This window comes from Aeromonas sp. 96A, assembly GCF_051919165.1.
In the GTDB taxonomy this organism is placed as follows: domain Bacteria; phylum Pseudomonadota; class Gammaproteobacteria; order Enterobacterales; family Aeromonadaceae; genus Aeromonas; species Aeromonas veronii.
In genome coordinates, this window is record NZ_JBQBFE010000001.1 from 1,451,349 (window position 1) to 1,472,490 (window position 21,142).

The following is a 21,142-nucleotide window of genomic DNA, read 5'->3' on the forward strand; positions in this document are numbered from 1 at the left end:
TCAGACTAACGCTCACAGGGATGTCACTATGAACTTATCCATTAAAAACAAGCTGGTCTTGGCTATCGGGATCATCATCCTGGTGATCACCGGCCTGCAAGTCTGGTACAACACCTCACAACTGCGCACTGAAACCCAGAGACTGGTCTGGAGCATCATTGACGAAAGCTCCATGGCCAACGTCAAGGGTATCTCCAACTGGGTCGATGCCCGCATCAGCATGGTCAGTACCACCAAGGAAGCATTCACCAAAGAAGATGAACCCATCAGCCATCTGGCCCAAGCCATGAATGCCGGTGGCTTTGAGGGGGTCTATGCCGGTACTGCTGACGGCAAGATGCTCGAGAGTACCCCCTCCGGCCTGCCAGCCGATTATGACCCCCGTCAACGCACCTGGTACAAGGATGCAGTTGCCGCCGGTAAACTGGTCATCACTGCGCCCTACGCCGATGTCTCTAACGGCAGTTTGATCGTCACCATCGCCGAGCCATTCCAGCGTGGCAACACCCAGGGGGTTATCGCCGGAGATGTCTCTATCAGCGCCCTTATCTCGGACATTCTGACGGTCACTACCGAGGGGACTTACGCCATTCTGGTCGACAGCAACGGCACCATCATCGCCCACCCCGATGCCTCCCTGAGTCTGAAACCCGCCACAACGCTAGCCCCCGAGTTGACCGCGTCTTACATCAATCAGATCGCTCATGACGGTACGATCAACGAGCTGGTGATCAGCGGTAAGAAAGAGGTCTTTGACTTTAACGCGATCCCCAACACCAATTGGTATTACGGCATGATGGTGGATGACGAAACCGCTTACCAGTCGGTACGCCGCATGGTCACCTCCTCACTTATTCAGGGGCTCATCACCATATTGATCGTGGCTGGCTTCTCCTATGTCGCCATCAACAGCTCGCTAGCGCCTCTGAAAACCCTGGGCGAGGCAATTGCCGATCTCTCCCGTGGCAACGGCGATTTGACCCGCCGCCTCAAGATCGAGCGTGAAGATGAGGTGGGCGCGGTTGCCAAACACGTCAATACCTTCATTGAGCGGCTCCATGCGATGGTGCAGGACATTTCCAACTCCTCCGGCCAACTCAACCAGCAGGCCAAGTCCTCCCACAGCATGGCGGAGAAGGCCAATGAGGGGCTGGCTCGCCAGCAAAACGAGATCACTCAGATCGCCACTGCGGTCCATGAGATGTCGGCAACTGCGGTCGATGTTGCCAGCAACGCCGAGCAAACTGCCGAAGCGGCCCGCAGCTCCTCCAGCAGTTGCGAGCATGGCAAACAGGTGATCGCCCGCAACCAGCGCTCCATCACCGATCTGGCCACCCAGGTGGAACAGGCCTCCAACATCATTCAGGAACTGGAGAAAAACGCTCAGGAGATCAACACCATCCTCTCCACCATTCAGGGCATCGCCGAGCAGACCAACCTGCTGGCGCTCAACGCCGCCATCGAAGCGGCGCGGGCCGGTGAACAGGGCCGTGGCTTTGCGGTAGTGGCCGACGAGGTGCGCGTTTTGTCACAACGTACCCACAGCTCGACTGTCGAGATCCGCAGCATGATCGAAACCCTGCAACGCAATACCCAGGGAGCGGTCAGCACCATGCATGAAGGCCAGCAACTGGCCCAGAACAGCGTGGATGACGCCAACAACGCCACCCATGCGCTGGAGCAGATCACCACTTCGATCAACCAGATCTCCGATATGGCGACCCAGATCTCCAGCGCAGCCGAAGAGCAACGGGCCGTCACCGACGAGGTAAGCCGCAACATTCAGGCGGTCAAAGATGTCTCGGACGAACTGGCAGTGGATGCAGACAGTTCGCGCCATCTCTCTGAACAACTTAAAAACATTTCGGGTGAACTGAGTAATCAGGTCGGCATGTTTCGCATATGAGTATCAATAAAGAGGACCGCCAGACACCAATGCCAGTAAATTAAGTATTCGTTTGTGTGACTAGATGTTCAAAATTCAGAATATCGAAGAACATTTCTACAATTAAAGGGTTCACTAGGCTCTAGCCCTGACCGGCAAGCAATAACAAGAGGGAGGCATCATGCCTCCCTCACTCTTTAGCACTGAACAATTAAAAAATATCCGCCTCACCAAAGTGACATCTAACTGTCATTAATGGCTCCTATGATATTTCACTTATTTTTTCATAACGATAGATAAGGATTATCATGACTTTCCCGCGCTCTTCTTATGTTGCTTTGGCCGTCTCGCTGGTCTTGCTTGGCGGCTGCCAGTCAGAGAACGAATCGTCTGCCGACAGCCAAGGCAAAACAGCCTACCAATACAGCACCAAAGCAGTCTACAGCCCGCAGCAGCAGGCAGAGAGCTACGAGCCAGCACCTCAAGGGTTCAGCCCGGTCTTTACCGAGATGGTGGCGCGCCACGGCTCACGTTCACTTTCCAGCCCGAAATATGACGTGCTGACCAAGCTGGTATGGGAAGAGGCGCAGCGTCAGGGGGCGCTCACCACCCTCGGGCTGGGGTTGGGAGGCAAGGTCGATCTGGTGACGGCCGCCAACCAGAAACTGGGCTATGGCCTACTCTCGGCGCTGGGCAAGGAGGAGCACGCCAATCTCGCTACCCGACTGGCGGTGCGGCTACCGACCCTGCTCAACAGCAGCGAGCCCCACTGCATCAAGGTGGTCACCTCGGGCAAGGACAGGGCCAACGAAAGCGCCTTCTACTTTATGGAGAGCCTCAAGCGCGACGTGAACTATGTCAGCGACTCGGCGCAGTGTTACCTCACGCAGGATGACCCCTCGAAGATCGACAAAAAGCTGGTCAACAAGTTCGAGCTCTACTTCCACAAGACTACGCCCGAGGGGGATTACGCCCACTACCTGCCCGCCTATGAGAGCTACCAGCGCTTTATCGGCGACGAGGATGCCGGGATAGCCCCGGCCCCCGAGCTGGCCAAGGCGCTGGATCAGCTTAAGAACCTGAGCAAGACCAAAGAGATGGCCCGCAGCATGCTGGAGCGTATCTACAGTAAGGACTTTGTCGACTATCTGGCGGGCGGTGTCGAGTTTGTCGCCGTCAACCCGGAGGATGGCGGCATGACCTATGTGCGCGACGAAGTGGATGCCGCCCTGATGCTCTACAACCTCTTTATCATCGGCCCCGGCATGATCCGCGAAGCGCAGGCACAGGGCAGCGAACCCTGGGCGCTGGAGCAGTTCCTCACTCCGGAGGAGTCGGCCTGGTTCTCCTACCTCTCCGATGCGGAAGATTTCTACGAAAAGGGGCCGAGCTTTGCCAACCAGAGCGCCCCCTACGCCATTGCCCAGCCGCTGCTCGACGGCCTGTTTGGCGAGGTGCAACGTCAGGTGGTGGAAGGCGAGCAGAGTCGACGGGCCACCCTGCGCTTTGCCCACGCCGAAGCCATTATCCCCCTCGCCGCCCTGATGAAACTGGAAGGTAGCCGTCAGGGGGCCAGCCCGGATCAGCTGTTCAGCCAGCAGAACAACGAGTGGCGCGGCGGCTGGGTCTCCCCCTATACCGCCAATATTCAGTGGGATATCTATCAGAACAGACAGCGGCAGGTGCTGGTCAAGATGCTCTACAACGAAAAAGAGATCGCCTTTAAAACCGGCTGCCAGCCCTACCAAAGCGGCAGCCACTACTACGACTTCGAGGAGCTCAAGCGCTGCTACGGCTTTAACATAACTCAGTAAGGGGTCATCAGGGGGAGACTGAGATCTCCCCTATTCTCACTTTTTTCATTAGCTTTGGCTTGGATAAGCACCAATTTTTCACACTCGTACAGGCGCTAACTTCGTGTAACGTTCAGCATCTTTATTTAGAGGGCAGAGTAATCCACTTAAATTAGACATATGTCATACAATAATCTATTTTTTTGTACTCAAAAGACTGGCATAGTACTACTGCTTCGAACAAATATGAGAAAAGATAGCAAGGATGCACACTCTTCATCAAACCTCTAAAACTCACCTCCCTCGCTTAGATGCGTTACGCCATCTTCAAGCGCTTGATTCTCCAACAGAAGAGCGTTTCATTCGTATAACTAGAATGGCTCGCAATATTTTTGATGTGCCGATAGCCCTAATCTCATTCGAAGACAATGAACGTGAGTGGGCCAAGCCTTGTTATGGTCTAAACATCCATGAACCCCTCCCTAATTTTTCTTTTTGTAAACATGGTTTTCTCAAAGAACGCATAATTGTTATTGAAGATGCTACTAAACACCCGTGTTACTATAATAATCCAATGGTTATAGGTGAGCCATACATTAGATTTTATGCTGGGCACTCATTAGTAATAACCGATGGGTTGCATATCGGTTCATTGTGTATCATAGATAGTAAGCCCAAAGTTTTTGGAGATAAAGATAGATCTTTACTCTCAGACTTGGCATTAACTGTTGAAAGCGAGTTGCGCGCAGTCCAAATGGCAACGATAGATGAATTGACTGGGCTAACTAATAGGCGAGGTTTTATTCTTCAGGCTGAACAGTGCTTGCAACATGCATTTAGAACAAAGCGGCCCCTTTCACTTTTATTTATAGATTTGAATAAATTCAAATCTATAAATGATATATATGGTCATGATGTCGGAGACGATGCATTGTGTCAAGCAGCTCGCTTAATAAATATTATATTTAGAAATGCGGATATCTGTGCTCGATTAGGTGGTGATGAATATGTGGTTTTACTCCCAGAAACTAACATTGACAATATTAACTCTATTAATCGGAGAGTAATTAAAGCCTTCGATGAGTTCAATAAACATTGTAGCAAGGCCTATACCCTATCTTGCTCTATAGGTGTTGTTAGCTATGATGCAACTACACCACCCGACCTAAACTTGTTGCTCCGTTTGGCGGATGAGGCTATGTATCGTTGTAAGCACAATTTATGAATTATAAGCTCCCTGTTAGCACATGATTAAAGAGCGCAGTTAACTAGCGTGACAATAATATGCAATAATGGAAATAACAAGACAATTCCTATTCATGTACATTTTGAAATTATAATCACTTAATAGTTCGATTATGTGCCCATACAGTAACCGCAACTCTAGATTTTAAATTTAGTTTTCTTAGAATATTCCTCACATGTATTTTTACCGTCCCGTGAGAAATAAATAATAATTTTGAAATGACTTTGTTTGAATGACCTTCAGCAAGAAGTTTTACTACATCAATTTCTCTATGACTTAATGATTTAATAATACCAATATCACTTTCTGATAATAAACTTGACATCGTTTTATTGTTTAGCTGAGGGCTTTCAACTGATGTATCTGCACATATACTCTTAATGCAGCTGATTAAATCAAGCGGTTCTATATCTTTTGAAAGATATCCATTGGCTCCGAACCTAAACGCTTCTACAACATCAATTTCCAAATCTGATTCTGTGAAGATAACAACTTTGCTTTTTATTTTCTTTGCTCTAATTTTCTTTAGCGTGTCTAATCCATTAAGTACTGGCATTTTAAGGTCAAGCAATATTAAATCTGGTTCATATTCTACTGCTAGCTCTAATCCTTCTTTACCATTGCTAGCCTCCGCGATTACGGTCATAAAGCAATCTGTTGAGAGTGTAGTTTTGACTCCTGCTCGCAATATAGAATGGTCATCTATAAGCAAGACTTTTAATGCTTGCATTTCTTCGATTGAAACTATGTTATCCATAACTACATTCTCAATGCCATGTTAGCTTCATACTACACCATGAATGCACAAAAAACTATAAATCAACCTCTTAACCTGCATGCCGGATGAGGCTATATCATAGCACATAGCTATGTATTTCTAAAATTTCGCCCTCAGTCGTTTGACTAGAAATACTAGCTATAAAATATGAGTATCAACGGCATGATTAGGATTTTAAAAATGGAGCAGCCGTTTCTCATATGCATTTCAAATAAATATTTAATGAACATGGACTTTATAATGCCTATGACTAAATGAAATTTAGTTTCACATTACAATATTAGAGCATAATTAGAGCTTTTTCTACATTAATGCCAAATGACAGTACTCCAATTACTTGCCCTTTATACCATACAGGATAATTTAATCGACATAAAAATAACTTACTAGATGCATCAAACTCAATCGATGGCATTTTAAACCGATTATTGCTCTGGTCGAATCGCCCTAGTGAATTGATGTGTCTGTATTCATTGGCCATTTTTAGGGTTTCGATGATCTTTTCTTCATCTCCTTGCCAGTAATCAGATGTTAGGTTACTCGCAGCAGTTAAGACACCTCGCTCATCCGTCAACATGATTTCAGTTATATATGGAGTTTGAATTGTCAAACCCTTCAATGACCTTGAAATGGTTGAGTTTAGTATGTTCGTTATCCAGCTTGGTGCGAATGAGTTATTTTCTACCATAGAACGCCATAGCTGGTCTCGTTGTAATATAGCTTCTATTTTTATGTGTTTATTTTTCAAGTTTGCTAATTTCAGTGTATTGATTAACTCCTGGCTTTTCAAAAGTGAACGATACATTCTATTTACAGCAACTTCAATTGTTTCTTGTTCACTGGCGGATAAGAATAGATTTGATTGGTTGCACTCTGATATTTTACTATTAAACATATCTATAATTGACGGGTGTTCAAGTAAGACATGGTTGGCTATATACACGCCCATGGGTGCATACTTTTCAAATCGTTTATGAAGAAGTAAGTTTAAACTTATATCAGACTTATTTAATTCACGAACCACACTTTCATCTGCGAGAAATAAATCAATTCGTCGCCTCTGTAATAATTTTAATAAACTATCTGAATTATTAACTGATTGATATATGGGCATATTATTTCTTAACAGCCATGTTTCTTGGCTACTTCCTCTTAGCACGCCTATTTTACTTTTATTTAATGCGTCATGAGTTTTCCTAGATATTGACGAGAGACTAAACCAGTACCACTTATCCAAAACTATTGGCGCACTGAGTTTTGCGTATTTATTAATATTAGGCTGATCTATAGAACTGAAGAAACCACTGGAGCGCCCCATAACTAAATCTAATTCTGCGCGCTTGGGGGGAACTATCTTAAATTGATATTGAACGCCTATCTTATCCAAAACACATTTTACAGTATCCACTGCGTAACCTTTGAGGTTGCCATCCTCAACGGTTTGGTATGGAGGTGCTAGACTGGTTTCAAGGCGTAAATTAGCCGGAGTCGCGGCATAAACAACCTGCAATAATACTATTAAAACACACAGCATGGCTGTAGTAACTCTCATCACATAAGACCCATTGATAATTAGTTGTTTTTATCTGGTTTTTTGTGATCTAACTCAACATAGAATCAGAATCGAGATCACTCTTCTGAATATAGCGGCCGTTTTGATTATGGGCTAGGGCAACCGTGATTTCAGATAGTAAGTGCAATACCCTGGCCCGAGGACGGGGCTTCTCGCGCAAAAAGTGATGAGATTCAGCGGCACATTCGGTTAAATCAACCCCCTTGATGCTCGAGTGACAGATTAACTCATATCATCAGTCAAGAAATCCAGGGGCGATTCAGTCACTCTTGACCAGCATGAAGCGGGCAACCTTGTTGGCAAAGAACAGGGAGGCGAGCAGTACCCCGACAAATACCCCAAGCGCCAGGTTATGGGTAGCGACGACCACTGCCACTGTTGCGATCATCACGATATTAGTGGAGAGCGGGTGCTTCTTGAGATTACGAACCGACTCCCAGGAAAACGTCCCGATAGAGACCATGATCATCACGGCTACCAGGGCTGCCATGGGGATCTGGCGGATCCACTCATCCATGAAGACCACCATCAGGATGAGCAGGGTGCCAGCGACAAAGGTGGAGAGGCGGCCACGACCACCGGATTTGATGTTGATGATGGACTGACCAATCATGGCGCAGCCCGCCATGCCACCCATCAGGCCCGCACCAATATTGGCGATCCCCTGGCCCTTGCATTCGCGATTGCGGTCGCTGCTGGTATCCGTCAGGTCATCGACAATGGCCGCCGTCATCATGGATTCGAGCAGACCGACCACAGCCAGACCTGCGGAGTATGGGAAGATGATCGCCAGCGTCTCCAGATTGAGCGGCACTTCGGGCCACAGGAAGATGGGCAGAGTATCGGGCAGCTCGCCCATATCGCCTACAGTACGGATATCGATGCCCATAGTGATGGCGACTGCCGTCAGGATGACGATGCAGAGCAGCGGAGAAGGCACTAGCTTGCCAACCACCGGAATAAGCGGGAACAGATAGATGATGCCAAGACCAGCTGCTGTCATGGCATAGACCTGCCAGGTGACGTTGGTGAGCTCAGGCAACTGGGCCATAAAGATGAGGATCGCCAGCGCATTGACGAAGCCGGTGACCACGGAACGGGAGACAAACCGCATCAGGCTGCCCAGTTTCAGGTAACCCGCTGCGATCTGGAGTACCCCAGTAAGCAGGGTTGCTGCCAGCAGATATTGCAGGCCATGCTCTTTGACCAGGGTCACCATCAGGAGCGCCATTGCGCCTGTGGCTGCCGAGATCATGCCTGGACGACCGCCGACAAAAGCGATGACCACTGCGATACAGAAGGAGGCATAGAGGCCGACTTTGGGGTCTACACCAGCAATAATGGAGAAGGCGATGGCTTCTGGGATCAGCGCCAGGGCGACCACAATTCCGGCTAAAAGGTCACCACGGATGTTGGAGAACCATTCTTGTCTTGCACGTTCCAGCATGGGGGATTTTCTCGCTTGTTTAGGATCCATAGCACAACGCATCCATCTACTTGGGGGTCAGATGGAGTTCGGACAGGATCAGATTGTTGTATTGGGATCTAATGGGTGTAAAAAAGCGCTCTGGTTGTGATAACCAGAGTAAGGCGGCAGGAGCCGCAGAGGTAGGGGTTAAGGCGGCGTAACAGTCACGCCAGTATGCGATTTGTTCATGGGCTGCTGATGATAACAGAGAAGCGCCTGCACAGGCAGGGTTATCATGTCTAGCAAAAACATCTTTTTAATTTTCCGCCCTACAGGGCGAATATAGCCATACTCTTATTATTCCTTTACTCATATTTTCTGTTTTCTGTTTTCTGTTTTCTGTTTTCTGTTTTCTGTTTTCTGTTTTCTGTTTTCTGTTTTCTGTTTTCTGTTTTCTGTTTATATGAATCTAATTTATTACTGAGTGATGGAGCATTGATGTCTTAAGCCAAGTTAAGGAACTTTAATTTATCAGTGCTCTTTAAACTTCTTTTATTTAATAAAAATAGCTTATAGGGGTAGTAAAACTGGTTTCTCTTCGCTGCGCAGCAGCGGAATGTTGAAATGGAAAAAATTAATTTATAGCTCTCATAATTAGTAAATGGACAGTTTTCCGAATTTTTCAAGTGGGGTAAATGAAATAAATTTCAAAAAATGATGAGATTGGTTGTTTTTGAAGCATTCTGTGGGGGGGCGCCTACCACAACCCTCGATTTAGTTGCACACCCCATGCTGAATCCGCCCCACCAAATGGATAACTGCCTGAACTCCCATATCTGTAGTCAACAATGTGGCTGGAGCCACGCCACCGAGGCCCCAGGCTGGTCTGTTTAGCCATGACAACGCCTTGGCAGTATCGTTCTTGTTGAGGGATAGTGCCGCATCGAGGGCCTGCACAACGCCGTATACCCTGGCACCCTGAGAGATTGATAGGGGAGCCCCAATCCTCAGCTTGCGAGCAACAGTGTGGCGGCTAATGCTTACTAAGCGGCATATCAAACCTATGTCTGCACTCATCAATTCAGCCAGTCGATGAATGCTGCCAGGAGCTACGCCAGCCACGATCCATAGATGTGCTCCTAGTGGGTCACGAGGAATACCAAGACCTTCTAGGAGACGGTTCGGAGTAACTGCGTCACTACTAGGATGATAGGTTGCATAGGGCATCATGTAGCACTCCTCATTGTACAAACACGACCTCTCATGAGCTATCCTACCCCAAACTGTCGTTTTGAGTGGAAAATTAACAACCAAATGCCCCTACATTGAGGAGGGCTGATGACCGAGTTGGTCTGTACTGAACCAGGTTTAGGCATTGAGCTGGGGACTACTTTTCAGGTTCTATCGGAGAACGGCTCTGAATGGGAAATCCTGTTGGGGAATGAATACCGAAGGGTCAACAAACGCAGCGGGCGCGTTACAGGTTGGAAAACACCTCCAAAATTTGAGTGCAAAGGCATCCAAAAATAACATATCAAATAAGTGCTCAATGCTGGTTATGCCAGTAATAATGTTGACTAGCGGCTTCACCTTTCATAGAATCAAGGCACAGGGAGATTCGCTACCCTAAGTGCGAAGTTGAAACAAGGGAGAGTCGCTACCCTGAGTGCGAAGTTGAAAAAATGCTGAAACCCTGCCTCGTTGCGGGGTTTTTTGCTTTCTGGAGACATGGATGTGTAGTGGCCTAGTCATCCAAGACTTCCTCTTAAGTTAAGAGGGGCGAAGTGTCTGGATCCTCAAGGGGCAAATCTAAAATTTCTTATCATCGACTCATTCTGTGAGCCAATGATATTGTCCTATCGGCTCATTTCGTGAGCCGAACAAGATCCTTCATCGGCTCATCTGGTGAGGTGGTCTCAACGCTCACTACCACTTGGATTTAATTTTTAGCTACATATTTTCATAGCAGATTGGAGCTAGGCCAATAAGTAGATCCAAACGCAATTTAGCTCAGGATTTTTAAATGATGCTTTTTCGAATCATCTTGGTGCCAAAAACAGTGGAGCTGATGCTGGGATTGAGAGATAATTTTCCTGATATAAAAATGTGATACATGAGGATAAAAATGAACGATTTTTTGAAAATACTGATGAATATTCGTAGTCTGCGAGCTGCATTGCGCGAGCTCTCTTTCGAGCAGCTGGTCGAAATCAGAGAAAAATTCGAAGAGATTTTTGCTGAGCGTGAGCAGCAAGAGAGCAAATTGAGAGAAGAGTCCGCTGAACGCCTGCAAAAACTGGCTGAGTTTACCGAGCTGCTGAAACAAGCGGGCATAGATCCGAGTGAGCTTGTTGGTACTGCAACCACTGCAAAAGCAGAGGGTACAGTAAAGAGCAAGCGCGCTCCTCGTCCTGCAAAATACAAATACACCGAAGACGGTCAGGAGAAAACCTGGACTGGCCAAGGTCGCATGCCCAAGACCATCGCAGAAGCAGTGGCTAATGGTCGTGCATTGGAAGAGTTTTTGATCTAGTGCTGAGAGCCCATGCCAGCTCGGCGTGGGCCTTTAATTCTATCTGTAGTAGGAGCACCGTATGGGGAGGACATTGGAGGATATGATTTCATCCGAATCACCCGAGGTTGTCCAGAGAGCCAAGGCTCTGGCCGAAGAGCAACTGGTACGTCTCAGTGTGACCAAACTGCTTTCAAATCTCGGGCCTGGTGATGTTCCTGCAATAGATCCCGATATTCTCGATAGTTTGTTATCACTCAAAAGATTAGTTGAGAGCCATGACTGTCGGTTAAGTCTATTCGTTCATATGCCTGACGGCACACATCATGGCGTCAACATTTAACTAAATAGCGTCATTTGTACACCAATCGCAGCTTTCATCTACCAGATGAAATTAACGCCCCATGGCGATGCTTTTTCAAACTCCCTCGGTGTGCAAGCGGATCTGATAGCGTGTATTGCGTCCGCCACCAGGTAATTTCTCAATGCACCCCCTACCCACCAATTCGGCCAGATGGCGTGTAGCCGTCGCCTTGCTGACTCCGGTGACTTTTTGATATTGGCTGGCGTTGATGCCATTTTCAAAACCTTGTTGGCCGCCATCCAATAAACGGTTAATAACCTTGGTTTGCTCTGGACTCAGACCATCATGACAGTGCTGCAACCAGAAATGTTTTTTGGCAAGAGAACGATCAATAACCTGTAATGCCAACTCTATGGAGTAATCCAGTGTGTCGAGGAACCAACAGATCCAGGAGGTAATATCTAGCGAGCCCCTCTGCGCTGACTCAAGCGCTCGATAGTAGTCACCCCGCAGCTCTAGAATGGCAACTGACATGGCATACAGCCGGATGCTGTGGCTGTCAGCCTGTGACAGCGCGAGATCGGTCAGTGCCCGCGTGAGCCGCCCATTGCCATCATCAACGGGATGCAGGGTCACGAACCAGAAATGGATGATTGCGGCACGAAGAAGCGGATCCATCGTGGGGTCATGCCGAGTCTGGTTAAACCAGGGGATGAACTCGGCCAGTTGATCGTCCAGAGTTGCTCTGGGCGGTGCCTCAAAATGCACGGTGGGGCGATCAACACGCCCAGAGACAACCTGCATCGGCTCATCTCCTCGCAACTGCCCTACGTTCACTGGCTGCACCGACCATTCGTTGGCGGGGAACAGCCAACGATGCCATTGGTAAAGTCGTTCAATTGTCAGTGGTTGTTCATGGTTGTCGATGGCATCCAGCATCATGGCCGCGAGCCCCTCTGAGCGCTCTGATACTGGATAGGACTGAGTTTGTGGGCTCCCTAACCGCCTAGCCAGGGATGAACGCACGGATTGTGCATTGAGGCGTTCGCCTTCGATAGCGGACGAGGCGATGATGTTAGCCAATAACGTGTCCAACGTTTGGTCGGGGTTCCCCAACCTGGAATGACTACCGATTAGAATTCCCTGCCTGCGTTGCACCTGCCGTAATCTGGGCAATATCTCGCTATCCCGCCAACGAAAATGGGGCCAGTCGGCTTGTTGCCAAATCCAAAATGGTTCCATTATTTCCTCATCCAACGTGCTAGGGTCTCAATAATGAGCCGACCTATCCCATCATTCGGCTCAACATTTGAGCTGAATATAACACATGCAGCACACTATCAGAGCAAGTAATGAGGATGCAGCTCTAGCCCGCAGAGCTTCAACATAACTACATATCTGGAATGACGTGCAATACGCATTTCATAAGCTTTTCTAGCCTCATTCATCGCCGATATATGTTGGCCTGTGCCCGCTCATACTGCACAGTGAGTGGTTCTACCAAGGCAGGTGACCCGTGGAGAAAAGACCAAAGAGTAACAGTAACTTGGAGCAGGGTTAGCTGTTATCAGAACAGTTCATTTTGGCAACAGCGCCGTAGAGTAGCCGTTACAGTGTTCTTTTTACTCTCCCCATTGAAGTGAGCACAGAATCCCCGCATATTGTGTACGGTTCTAATGGAGGCTCCATGAACGACTCTAACAAGCAATTCAAAATCCTGTCTTTGAACGGTGGAGGGGTGCGTGGTCTCTTCTCAATTACCATTTTAGCGGAACTAGAACGGGTTCTGGCTGAGCGCAACAACAATCCTGATTTGGCCATCGGTAATTACTTCGACATGATCACCGGGGCTTCCATCGGCGGAATAATTGCCATTGCTTTGGCTGATGGTCAGAAAGCTAGAGACTTGCAGGGCAAGTTTCACAAAGCAGCTCCAGATATTTTCCCTCGCCAGAGTTGGGTGCCCAATTGTGTTCGAAACATATACCAGCTAGGTAAGCTGTTGCTGAGCCCTCTCTATAAGGCTAACAACCTGGAAAAAGCAGTGACTGAGATCGTGGGAACCGGCAAGACGGTCAGATCGCTAAAACGACGCCTGCTCATCCCAACGGTCAACCTGAGCACAGGTCGCCCTTTGTTCATCAAAACCTGTCATAACTCCCTGTTCACCCGAGATGATCAATTCACCTTGGTTGATGTAGCCATGGCTACATCTGCTGCCCCCACCTACTTCCTACCTCACTATATCGAGTGGCAGAGTGCGTATTTTGCCGATGGAGGCTTACTAGCAAACAATCCATCATTCGTCGCCTATCATGAAGCGCTGAATTATCTGGATGATGAGGAGTTTAAGGGTATAACAGCAAACGATATCAAAATTCTTAATATTGGAACCCTCTCCAACGATTTTTGTATCAATCCCAATAACATCTCTAGGTGGTTCCCTGGGTACTTTGGCCTTTGGGGCGGTGGAAAGGCACTCATTGAGACAGTCATGTCCTCCTCGCAGAAAATGCACGGGTTCATGGCCGGTAAGGCACTAAATCGAGAAGGCATGCCCCCTTGCTATTTCTCGCTTGATGAAACCGTGCCTGATCAACAGGCTCGAGTCATCTCGTTAGACAATGCGAGCGAAGAGTCACTGAAAGCACTTGTCGCGTGGGGAAAATCTGTAGCAACCACAGCTACTGGCAAAAAAGCACTTATCGAGACTTTCTTTAGCACGGAGGCTCCAGCCTTCATTCACCCCACCGACCGTAAGGAAGCGTCAGAATGAAATGGTCAGCACATCTATATCTTACCAATACCAATGACGGTCTCATGAAAAGACTGGAGCCTACCAGCACCGACAAGGCTTCTCTCGAGAAACTTAAGGACACGATCAGAATTCGGACAAAGGGTGTATTCACAGAAGCAAAAGATGTCGTCAAAATGCTGGCCAGCCGTTCTCGGAGCTCAACGAATATCCAACTCGTAGAAAGTGCAATTAGGAAAACCAACCTGCGCTATCTTGACAATGCAGATGTCCAGCGAGTTGTGAAACTGCTCTTGGATATGAGTGATGACGCACGCGGAGCCTTCTTGAATACAGAGCCAAGATTTTGGGTTCAAGGAAGTTACAAGTACAAAACACTGAACAAGCCATATCATAAACCGCCACAACAGATGGACATTGATGATGGTACATACATGCCTATGGATATGTTCAAAGAGCAACCGTTAGTCGGCCATGAGCTTCTTCTCCTACTTGTAGATGCATCGCTAGCATCTTTGGCAGAAGAAAACTACAACTGGAAAGCATTAAAGAAGCCTACTTGTGGACGTATTGTCATCGAAGATAGAAATGTGCATGTAGATGTGCCCATGTATGCAATCCCAAGAGATCAGTTTGAAACTCGAGAAGTGGCATTGAACTCTGTCGCAGGGATGGATTCACTGAATGAAAGTGTTCTCAGTAAGTCAGCCACTCGAAAGCTTGATGAAAATTGTGTTTACTTGGCTGTCAGAGGAAAGGATAAGTGGATTAAGTCAGATCCAGAAATCGTTGCGCGTTGGTTCAGGAGCGCAGTAGCGCGACATGGTGACCCTATGCGGCAGGTCTGTCGATACCTGAAGGCTTGGCGAGATGTGCAGTGGAAATCTCCTGAATTATCCTCCATAGCTCTTATGAAATGCGTCGTTGACACCTTTGATAATACACCTATGCCTGACACAAAAGATCATGGTGAACTTTTGTTAAAAGTAACAGAACAGTTGGCCACCAAGTTAAGGGATGGAGTGGAAAGTCCAGATGCCTCAGATGAAGGTCGCTTGTTGTTTCCCAAGGAAAAGATGGATGATAATACGGTTCAGAGCATTATCTCGAAAGCAGAGACTCTGCACGAAGAACTTAATCGAGCACTGAATAGGCTCTCAACAAAGAACGAAGTACTGAAAACTCTAAATGGACTTTTTGGTGACAGTGTTGTAAACGAAGAGCTTATCAAGCCTTGGGTTGCCATACCTGCATACCAACAACAACGACAACCTCAACGACAAAGCCAAATGACCGATTCAATGACGAGTGGTTGATAGTGACTATCCATAACTTGTTATTACATAGCGGCTTTCGATATGTCGAGAGTCGCAACATCACCGGCCTACCAATTTCTCTACCGAGAGAGTGTCCAGCCTATATAAAAGCCTACCAAACACAGGCAGGCGAATTCATTATTGCTGTAGTTAGGCCAAGAGAAGATCTTAGTCGCTTGCCGGAAACTTACGTTATCAGTCGCCCTGCCAACTTAATCGGTATGGCCTTACCTCACATAAGCAGTTTCCAAAGATTATGTTTGGTGAACCAGGACACTGCCGATTGGGATCCCCAACACCCACCTGCTGTAATTACCATGTTAAACAGCCTGATCCAGCAAGCATTGGACAATGCCGTAACAGCTGGCCATCAACGGCAAGAGGAATTTCAAACCGAGTTTGTGAACTACTGGAATGGGGTCGTGGATGCTTACATTTATGGTGATGCAGGCAAGCTTTCAGGTACAAAATTCTCATACAAGTCGCTGAAAGTGGCAACCTCAGCAGATGGACAAACAGACAAAGAATATGTTGTCTTCCGCAACGCTGGGCAAAGGGATGACTGGTTTAGGTTACGAGGAGAAAAACCGGCTGTGGGCATTGATGGCGACGTGACCGTTGTCAGAGTTAACAACACTGCGATAGCACCAAGTAAATGGCCGCCTCAATCACTCAGGGAAGTCTTTGATTGGTTAAAATCTGCTGACCTCCCTGCTCATGACTCACTGGCCAATGGAATACTCACCAGGCTCACCAAGGGCAGGCAAATGGTGTTGTTCGATATTTCGAACGAAGGCATCATTGGCTTTGAAGTCTGCTTCAGTAAAGCCACCCAGACGATCCTGAAACACCGTACAACGGAACGAGCTAAATCTAGGGGAGGTAAACACAAACTAAAGCTCGGCTCTACCCTTCCTATGCTCAGATCAAAATCCGCAACGACCGCATTCTCTCGCTTAAATGTGAGCTCGATAAGCGACCAAGAGCTTCAACGGCGCAACAGACCTGTTTTCCTTGATCTTGAGAACAAGCAAATCTTGATAATTGGCTGCGGCACCATTGGTGGCTTTGCTGCTCAGCTGCTTGCCAAGGTAGGAGCAGGGCGTGGCAATACCGGTCGGCTAGTTCTCTGTGACAGTGACATTCTGTCTCCAGGCAATCTGAGTCGGCATGCTCTCCCAGCCACTTATATCGGTTGGAATAAAGCTGAGGCCCTAAGTAAGCTAATAAAGCGTGACTCTTTGGGCAATCCAAGAATAGATGTCAAACCTTATCGTTTTGAAATGAATGAAGATAATATTCGTGGCTATGATATTGTGATCGATGCTACTGGTCACGCCCCAACAAGTAAAATGCTCAGTTACTTGGCTCGAGCTTCTACCCAACGTCCTCCCTTCATCATCCACGGCTACAATGATGCTTATGGTCAAGCGTCTGTTGTTATGATCGACGATGGAAAAGCCTGTTATGAATGTGCCAAGCGTCTCGAGATCCTCAAGGAGGTCGATAGACCTGTAGCTCCTCATCGAGTTTCCTGCGGCAGCATTTTTACACCCTATGATGCTAGCGTCAGCACAATTACTGCCGCACTAATTCAAGAGGCCGTGCTGAATACTCTTCAGGATAAGCTTCCCTGGACCTATGCTCAACACTCGACAGGTAATGTAATTCATCATAAGCGTAGAAAGCTGAAAAAATTTGGAGAATGTAGTGTTTGTTCCTGACGTCAAGGCTGAGCTGACCTTGAGTAATAGAGCTGGTGGACTAATAATCGTTGAGACTGCGGTACTTCATATTTTAAATCGATATCGGCAGTTACATCACAGTCAACCTGAGCAAGGAGGTGTATTTATTGGAGAAATTCGGCCACCTCATATAATAATAACTCACGTTACAGAACCTAGTCCCTACGACCAAGCATCGCGTTTTGGTTTTGTACGTAAAAAACAACACCATCAAGTTATGGTTGATCAACTTTGGCACACATCAGGAGGCTATCTTACTTACATAGGTGAGTGGCATACCCATCCTGAATCGAATCCTTTGCCCTCTGCCACTGACGTATCTAGTTGGCGTAAAGGCTTACCTAAAAACAGCACATCCATAGTAGCGATCATTGGTCAAAAGACTGACTGGTGGGGCTACTGTGAGAATGGTCGCTGTGAAGCATTGAAAAATATACTAATTTGAAAGATACAGTGGTATCTGAAATTTTAATTTCCTAACTATTAAGATGCACTAGGGTAAGGTAATTTTAACCATTTCCCATATTTACCTTGCCATGCACAGCTCAAAAAATGTTGGAAGCAGCTATAGGGTAAATTCATATGGTAGTCATCGAGCAAGCTACAAGACACTCATAGTCTAAGATGCTATTTTTAAAGAAAAAAAAACAACGTTTTCTAGAGAGAATTGACACGCCTAGAGTTCGTTCCCGCAAGTATGCCTACTGGAAAGGAACTGCGAGGTTAAAATAACAGACCGGAGCTAATGAAAAACTGGATTTATTGCTGCTGGGTGGCGCTACAGCAAGCATTAGAAAATACTAGGTTGGGTATCAAAAAATATGTAGAGAAATTGGTGGTTTAGTTGAATCTCATTTCCATTTTGGTGGATTCTTTCAGTCTTGCAGCTTGCGCTGCATGGGGCCACCACAAAATTTCATTTTTTTGCTCATTCATATGCATGACGCTACACATCATGCCGTGAATATACAGCATTATTTATCTTAGCAGAATAATTTAGTGATTTTACATATCAACCATTAGCAATGGCAAAAATCCTTATCACTAACCGGCATATTAATTACTGGATTTTAGGAACCCAAGTTTCAAATTTTTCAATAGCAGTACGCATTTCCTCAGTCATAGGCTTCTCCTTTAAAACCTTTACCCTTTGATTGAGATATAGTTCATCAGAAATTATAAAATCAGTGCCATTCACCAAGTCTAACATTCTAATTAACTTTCCATCTTTATCGATACACTCGAAGTTATTGACAAATTTATTGTAAGCCAGGAATGCTTCCTCGTTCTCCTGCTGATGGTGCATATCAAAACCGAAGTCGGAGATATACTTATTGTCAATAACAATACCATCGGTACTCATTCCACCAAACAACTCAACCTGAATATAGAAACAGCCAGTAACAGAATGCACCTTTATTGATTTTACTGTCTTATATATTATATCCCTTACCTCGTTCCTTATATCAGCCTGATTGTAGTCAATGTAGTTTGGTGGTATCAGCATATATATATCTGGGTTAATAGAAGCCTCCGCATGACTAATCTCAATGGTCAATTCTTCATTTAACTGTTTACGTTCCCTAGATAATTTATCTAGTCGTTCAGTCAACAGAATATGTATATCTCCCTCTGTGGTTGCTCCCACAGATTGAATCATGATTTCTATTTTTGAACTTATCGATTCTATTTTATTTTTAATCGAAGCAACTTTATTCTCATTTGTATTTTTTTTAGGCTGAAGTATCACGCTGCCAATCAGCAACATTAGTGCATACTCAAAATATCTATTATCAAATGTTGCAGCTGTGCAGCTTTTCACCGAAGTGTCTGACCTTCCGCTGCATTTATAACGGAGCTTTTCATCTTTTTTTCCGGCTTTACTACGGTAGACCTGTAGTGAACTGCCACAGTCCCCACAAGTGGCTATACGCATTCCAGTAACAATGCCCGCAGCGTTTTTCATCTTACTAGTAAACTGTTTTTTTTCACTACGCACTCGCTTAGCTTGTGCAAATTCAGCCTCAGTGCAAACAGCGGGATAATAATTTACCAACAGATGCTCGCGACCATCAATATGAATTATTTTTTCGCCTAAAACTGCACGATCACTTATAATCTTTTTAATAAGATTTATTCCCCACCCCTCTTTATTAGAATTTTGAGCTATTGTAGGGGGGGTATAACTTTCATCTAAATGCTTTTTAATTGCTATATGCCCCCTCCCTTCTCGAATCATCATAATCATTTCTTTAACTATAGAGAAATAATATGGATGAGGGCGTACAAACCCAGTTGTCGTATCAACCCAAAATTTATTTTTACCGAAGCCATTAATTGCAGCTGGATAACCATCTGCATCGCACTCACCATTTTGATGACGCTTTAATGCAACACGAGCTGCACCAGTAACCCGAGCAGAAAGTTTATTTGTATAATCATTGCTGCTTTCAAGTTTAACTAGTGACAAAATCGCGGATGCAAGATTATCTTTTTGATATACTGCCCCATCAATCCATGTATAAACAACAATATTGGCTGCGAGAATACAGGTTAAGAACTCACTGGCTCTTGTTAACGCTAAGCGAGAGAAACGATCGATGTTTTCCATGGCCAATACAGAGCCGGGTGCAATATGACCTGAACGACTTAGTTCAATAAACCTCCCCAGACATCCATGTTCAATGTTTTCCCCCTTACTGGCTGACATTCCGTTATCTGACATATAGATAACAGGCATGTTACTATATTTTAACTTTGTTGCATCAACCAAAGCCCCCTCAGTCTGACGTTGTACGCCAGTTTTATTACCGGCGGCCTGCTTATCCGTACTTACACGACTATACAGATATAGTGTTGGTGCAGACGACCTTAAATCCATAACATCTCCAAAAATTGATTCTATGACGAGGCTATATATGCTAGATACACAACTATACTTGTACGCTACCGGTACAGTTGAATTAAATTAAAGCAGACATGCCTAGACCAGATGCCCAGCTACGACACAATCACTTAGCGCCGTTCATTTTCTGAACACAAACACTATTGCCGACACACGGTATATAACCACTAGCAAACATTTAAATGGAAGGTTATATCCAAAAACACTAGATATCAACCCCCATCAAAAAATAATCACCTCATCAGAAATAAACTATCCATACTCTCTATTATTAATTTCCACTTATATATTTCAGGCTAGGAAGTAGCAAGGAGAAACGAGGGTTCGCAGTCATACTGCCGTAATAATACCACCACCATGGCGATGTCTTGTTCTTTCTCAAGATACGCTTGCTCAAGCGCGAAATGAAGGTTGCGCATATTCGGTGTAGATGACGATAGACTCCAATGATAAAAAGATACTTGACCAAAGTCCGTGATGGTGTGGCACCGAGAACATGATGGTCAGCCGATGAGTTTGGTCAAAATAAGCAGGAAGAACGTGACCACGTAAACATATTAATTATATTGAATGTCACTTCTTTGACCAACTGGCAAGTAAGGAAGATCGGCACATTTCTGCTTTCTGCTTTCTGCTTTCTGCTTTCTGCTTTCTGCTTTCTGCTTTCTGCTTATCAGTGATAAGCGTACTTATTGCATGCCCCATGCATAATAAAATTTAATATACAAGAGAGACTTTCATATTTTCTCTTCAATAAAAAGCCTGCGAGGGGTAGTAAAACTGGTTTCTCTTCGCTGCGTAGCAGCGGAATGTTGAAACGCTAAAATTTTATTACCTCTCTTATTATTAGTAAATGGACAATTTTTAGAATTTTTCAAGTGGGGGGATGTGAAAAGAAGTTAAAAATCACCTCCCTTGACTA

Annotated in this window: 14 protein-coding genes and 2 pseudogenes; 9 read left to right on the forward strand and 7 right to left on the reverse strand. The window is 45.9% G+C overall.

What is annotated here, in order from left to right:
* The first annotated feature begins 28 nt into the window (after positions 1 to 28).
* From ACTG2W_RS06520 to ACTG2W_RS06530, 3 genes are all read left to right on the forward strand, one after another.
* Positions 29 to 1,906 (forward strand): methyl-accepting chemotaxis protein, encoded by a 1,878-nt coding sequence (locus ACTG2W_RS06520; protein ID WP_042083552.1) that lies wholly within the window; start codon positions 29 to 31, stop codon positions 1,904 to 1,906.
* A gap of 287 nt (positions 1,907 to 2,193) precedes the next feature.
* A complete protein-coding gene (locus tag ACTG2W_RS06525) occupies positions 2,194 to 3,699 on the forward strand; it encodes a histidine-type phosphatase (protein WP_042083550.1) in 1,506 nt (501 codons plus the stop codon).
* A gap of 244 nt (positions 3,700 to 3,943) precedes the next feature.
* A complete protein-coding gene (locus ACTG2W_RS06530) occupies positions 3,944 to 4,903 on the forward strand; it encodes a sensor domain-containing diguanylate cyclase (RefSeq protein WP_257724783.1) in 960 nt (319 codons plus the stop codon).
* Between the two features lie 115 nt (positions 4,904 to 5,018).
* Here ACTG2W_RS06530 and ACTG2W_RS06535 read toward each other — a convergent pair whose 3' ends face one another.
* The 4 genes and pseudogenes from ACTG2W_RS06535 to ACTG2W_RS06550 all read right to left on the reverse strand — a co-directional run bounded on the left by ACTG2W_RS06535 (position 5,019) and on the right by ACTG2W_RS06550 (position 9,913).
* A complete protein-coding gene (locus ACTG2W_RS06535) occupies positions 5,019 to 5,681 on the reverse strand; it encodes a response regulator (RefSeq protein ID WP_080768678.1) in 663 nt (220 codons plus the stop codon).
* 301 nt (positions 5,682 to 5,982) lie between these two features.
* Positions 5,983 to 7,254 carry a substrate-binding periplasmic protein gene (locus ACTG2W_RS06540; RefSeq protein ID WP_080768677.1) on the reverse strand — a complete coding sequence of 424 codons (1,272 nt, stop codon included), beginning with the start codon at positions 7,252 to 7,254 and terminating at the stop codon, positions 5,983 to 5,985.
* Positions 7,255 to 7,537: 283 nt separating this feature from the next.
* A pseudogene (locus ACTG2W_RS06545) lies at positions 7,538 to 8,722 on the reverse strand (SulP family inorganic anion transporter); the annotation flags it as partial.
* 735 nt (positions 8,723 to 9,457) lie between these two features.
* Positions 9,458 to 9,913, reverse strand: coding sequence for an antitoxin Xre/MbcA/ParS toxin-binding domain-containing protein (locus ACTG2W_RS06550; protein WP_308218861.1), 456 nt, complete (start codon positions 9,911 to 9,913; stop codon positions 9,458 to 9,460).
* A 108-nt stretch (positions 9,914 to 10,021) separates the two neighbouring features.
* Here ACTG2W_RS06550 and ACTG2W_RS06555 point away from each other — a divergent pair, with 108 nt between their 5' ends.
* Together ACTG2W_RS06555 and ACTG2W_RS06560 are read left to right on the forward strand one after the other, a co-directional pair.
* Positions 10,022 to 10,213, forward strand: a complete 192-nt coding sequence (locus ACTG2W_RS06555; protein WP_042083548.1) for a hypothetical protein — start codon at positions 10,022 to 10,024, stop codon at positions 10,211 to 10,213.
* A 595-nt stretch (positions 10,214 to 10,808) separates the two neighbouring features.
* The gene (locus tag ACTG2W_RS06560; RefSeq protein WP_042024860.1) at positions 10,809 to 11,216 is read left to right on the forward strand and encodes an H-NS family histone-like protein; all 408 of its coding nucleotides are present in this window, start codon (positions 10,809 to 10,811) and stop codon (positions 11,214 to 11,216) included.
* 397 nt (positions 11,217 to 11,613) lie between these two features.
* Here the strand turns inward: ACTG2W_RS06560 and ACTG2W_RS06565 are convergent, their stop codons facing one another.
* Both ACTG2W_RS06565 and ACTG2W_RS06570 read right to left on the reverse strand, forming a co-directional pair.
* Entirely contained in the window at positions 11,614 to 12,441 is an 828-nt protein-coding gene (locus ACTG2W_RS06565; RefSeq protein WP_224212420.1) for a Fic family protein, read from the reverse strand.
* A gap of 66 nt (positions 12,442 to 12,507) precedes the next feature.
* Positions 12,508 to 12,741, reverse strand: a pseudogene (locus ACTG2W_RS06570) (DUF4172 domain-containing protein); the annotation flags it as partial.
* 445 nt (positions 12,742 to 13,186) lie between these two features.
* Here ACTG2W_RS06570 and ACTG2W_RS06575 point away from each other — a divergent pair.
* The 4 genes from ACTG2W_RS06575 to ACTG2W_RS06590 are packed head-to-tail and all read left to right on the forward strand — an operon-like array spanning position 13,187 to position 17,760.
* Positions 13,187 to 14,275: a CBASS cGAMP-activated phospholipase gene (locus ACTG2W_RS06575; RefSeq protein ID WP_042024858.1), complete on the forward strand. Its 1,089-nt coding sequence runs from the start codon at positions 13,187 to 13,189 to the stop codon at positions 14,273 to 14,275.
* Complete coding sequence (locus tag ACTG2W_RS06580; RefSeq protein WP_042024857.1) at positions 14,272 to 15,570, forward strand: CBASS cGAMP synthase; 1,299 nt, start codon at positions 14,272 to 14,274, stop codon at positions 15,568 to 15,570. The genes ACTG2W_RS06575 and ACTG2W_RS06580 overlap by 4 nt, the downstream gene beginning before the upstream one ends.
* A 2-nt stretch (positions 15,571 to 15,572) precedes the next feature.
* Positions 15,573 to 17,294, forward strand: a complete 1,722-nt coding sequence (locus ACTG2W_RS06585; RefSeq protein ID WP_164537386.1) for a ThiF family adenylyltransferase — start codon at positions 15,573 to 15,575, stop codon at positions 17,292 to 17,294.
* Positions 17,281 to 17,760 carry a Mov34/MPN/PAD-1 family protein gene (locus ACTG2W_RS06590; protein ID WP_162517109.1) on the forward strand — a complete coding sequence of 160 codons (480 nt, stop codon included), beginning with the start codon at positions 17,281 to 17,283 and terminating at the stop codon, positions 17,758 to 17,760. The genes ACTG2W_RS06585 and ACTG2W_RS06590 overlap by 14 nt, the downstream gene beginning before the upstream one ends.
* Before the next feature lie 615 nt (positions 17,761 to 18,375).
* On the opposite strand, the gene ACTG2W_RS06595 is transcribed toward ACTG2W_RS06590, so the two are convergent.
* Positions 18,376 to 20,196 (reverse strand): recombinase family protein, encoded by a 1,821-nt coding sequence (locus ACTG2W_RS06595; RefSeq protein WP_080768683.1) that lies wholly within the window; start codon positions 20,194 to 20,196, stop codon positions 18,376 to 18,378.
* Positions 20,197 to 21,142: the final 946 nt, after the last annotated feature.

Bases quoted from the DNA above. Each gene is read 5' to 3' on its own strand.
- ACTG2W_RS06520 (WP_042083552.1), top strand. From the start codon at position 29: ATGAACTTATCCATTAAAAACAAGCTGGTCTTGGCTATCGGGATCATC.
- ACTG2W_RS06525 (WP_042083550.1), top strand. From the start codon at position 2,194: ATGACTTTCCCGCGCTCTTCTTATGTTGCTTTGGCCGTCTCGCTGGTC.
- ACTG2W_RS06530 (WP_257724783.1), top strand. From the start codon at position 3,944: ATGCACACTCTTCATCAAACCTCTAAAACTCACCTCCCTCGCTTAGAT.
- ACTG2W_RS06535 (WP_080768678.1), bottom strand. From the start codon at position 5,681: ATGGATAACATAGTTTCAATCGAAGAAATGCAAGCATTAAAAGTCTTG.
- ACTG2W_RS06540 (WP_080768677.1), bottom strand. From the start codon at position 7,254: ATGAGAGTTACTACAGCCATGCTGTGTGTTTTAATAGTATTATTGCAG.
- ACTG2W_RS06550 (WP_308218861.1), bottom strand. From the start codon at position 9,913: ATGATGCCCTATGCAACCTATCATCCTAGTAGTGACGCAGTTACTCCG.
- ACTG2W_RS06555 (WP_042083548.1), top strand. From the start codon at position 10,022: ATGACCGAGTTGGTCTGTACTGAACCAGGTTTAGGCATTGAGCTGGGG.
- ACTG2W_RS06560 (WP_042024860.1), top strand. From the start codon at position 10,809: ATGAACGATTTTTTGAAAATACTGATGAATATTCGTAGTCTGCGAGCT.
- ACTG2W_RS06565 (WP_224212420.1), bottom strand. From the start codon at position 12,441: ATGATGCTGGATGCCATCGACAACCATGAACAACCACTGACAATTGAA.
- ACTG2W_RS06575 (WP_042024858.1), top strand. From the start codon at position 13,187: ATGAACGACTCTAACAAGCAATTCAAAATCCTGTCTTTGAACGGTGGA.
- ACTG2W_RS06580 (WP_042024857.1), top strand. From the start codon at position 14,272: ATGAAATGGTCAGCACATCTATATCTTACCAATACCAATGACGGTCTC.
- ACTG2W_RS06595 (WP_080768683.1), bottom strand. From the start codon at position 20,196: ATGGATTTAAGGTCGTCTGCACCAACACTATATCTGTATAGTCGTGTA.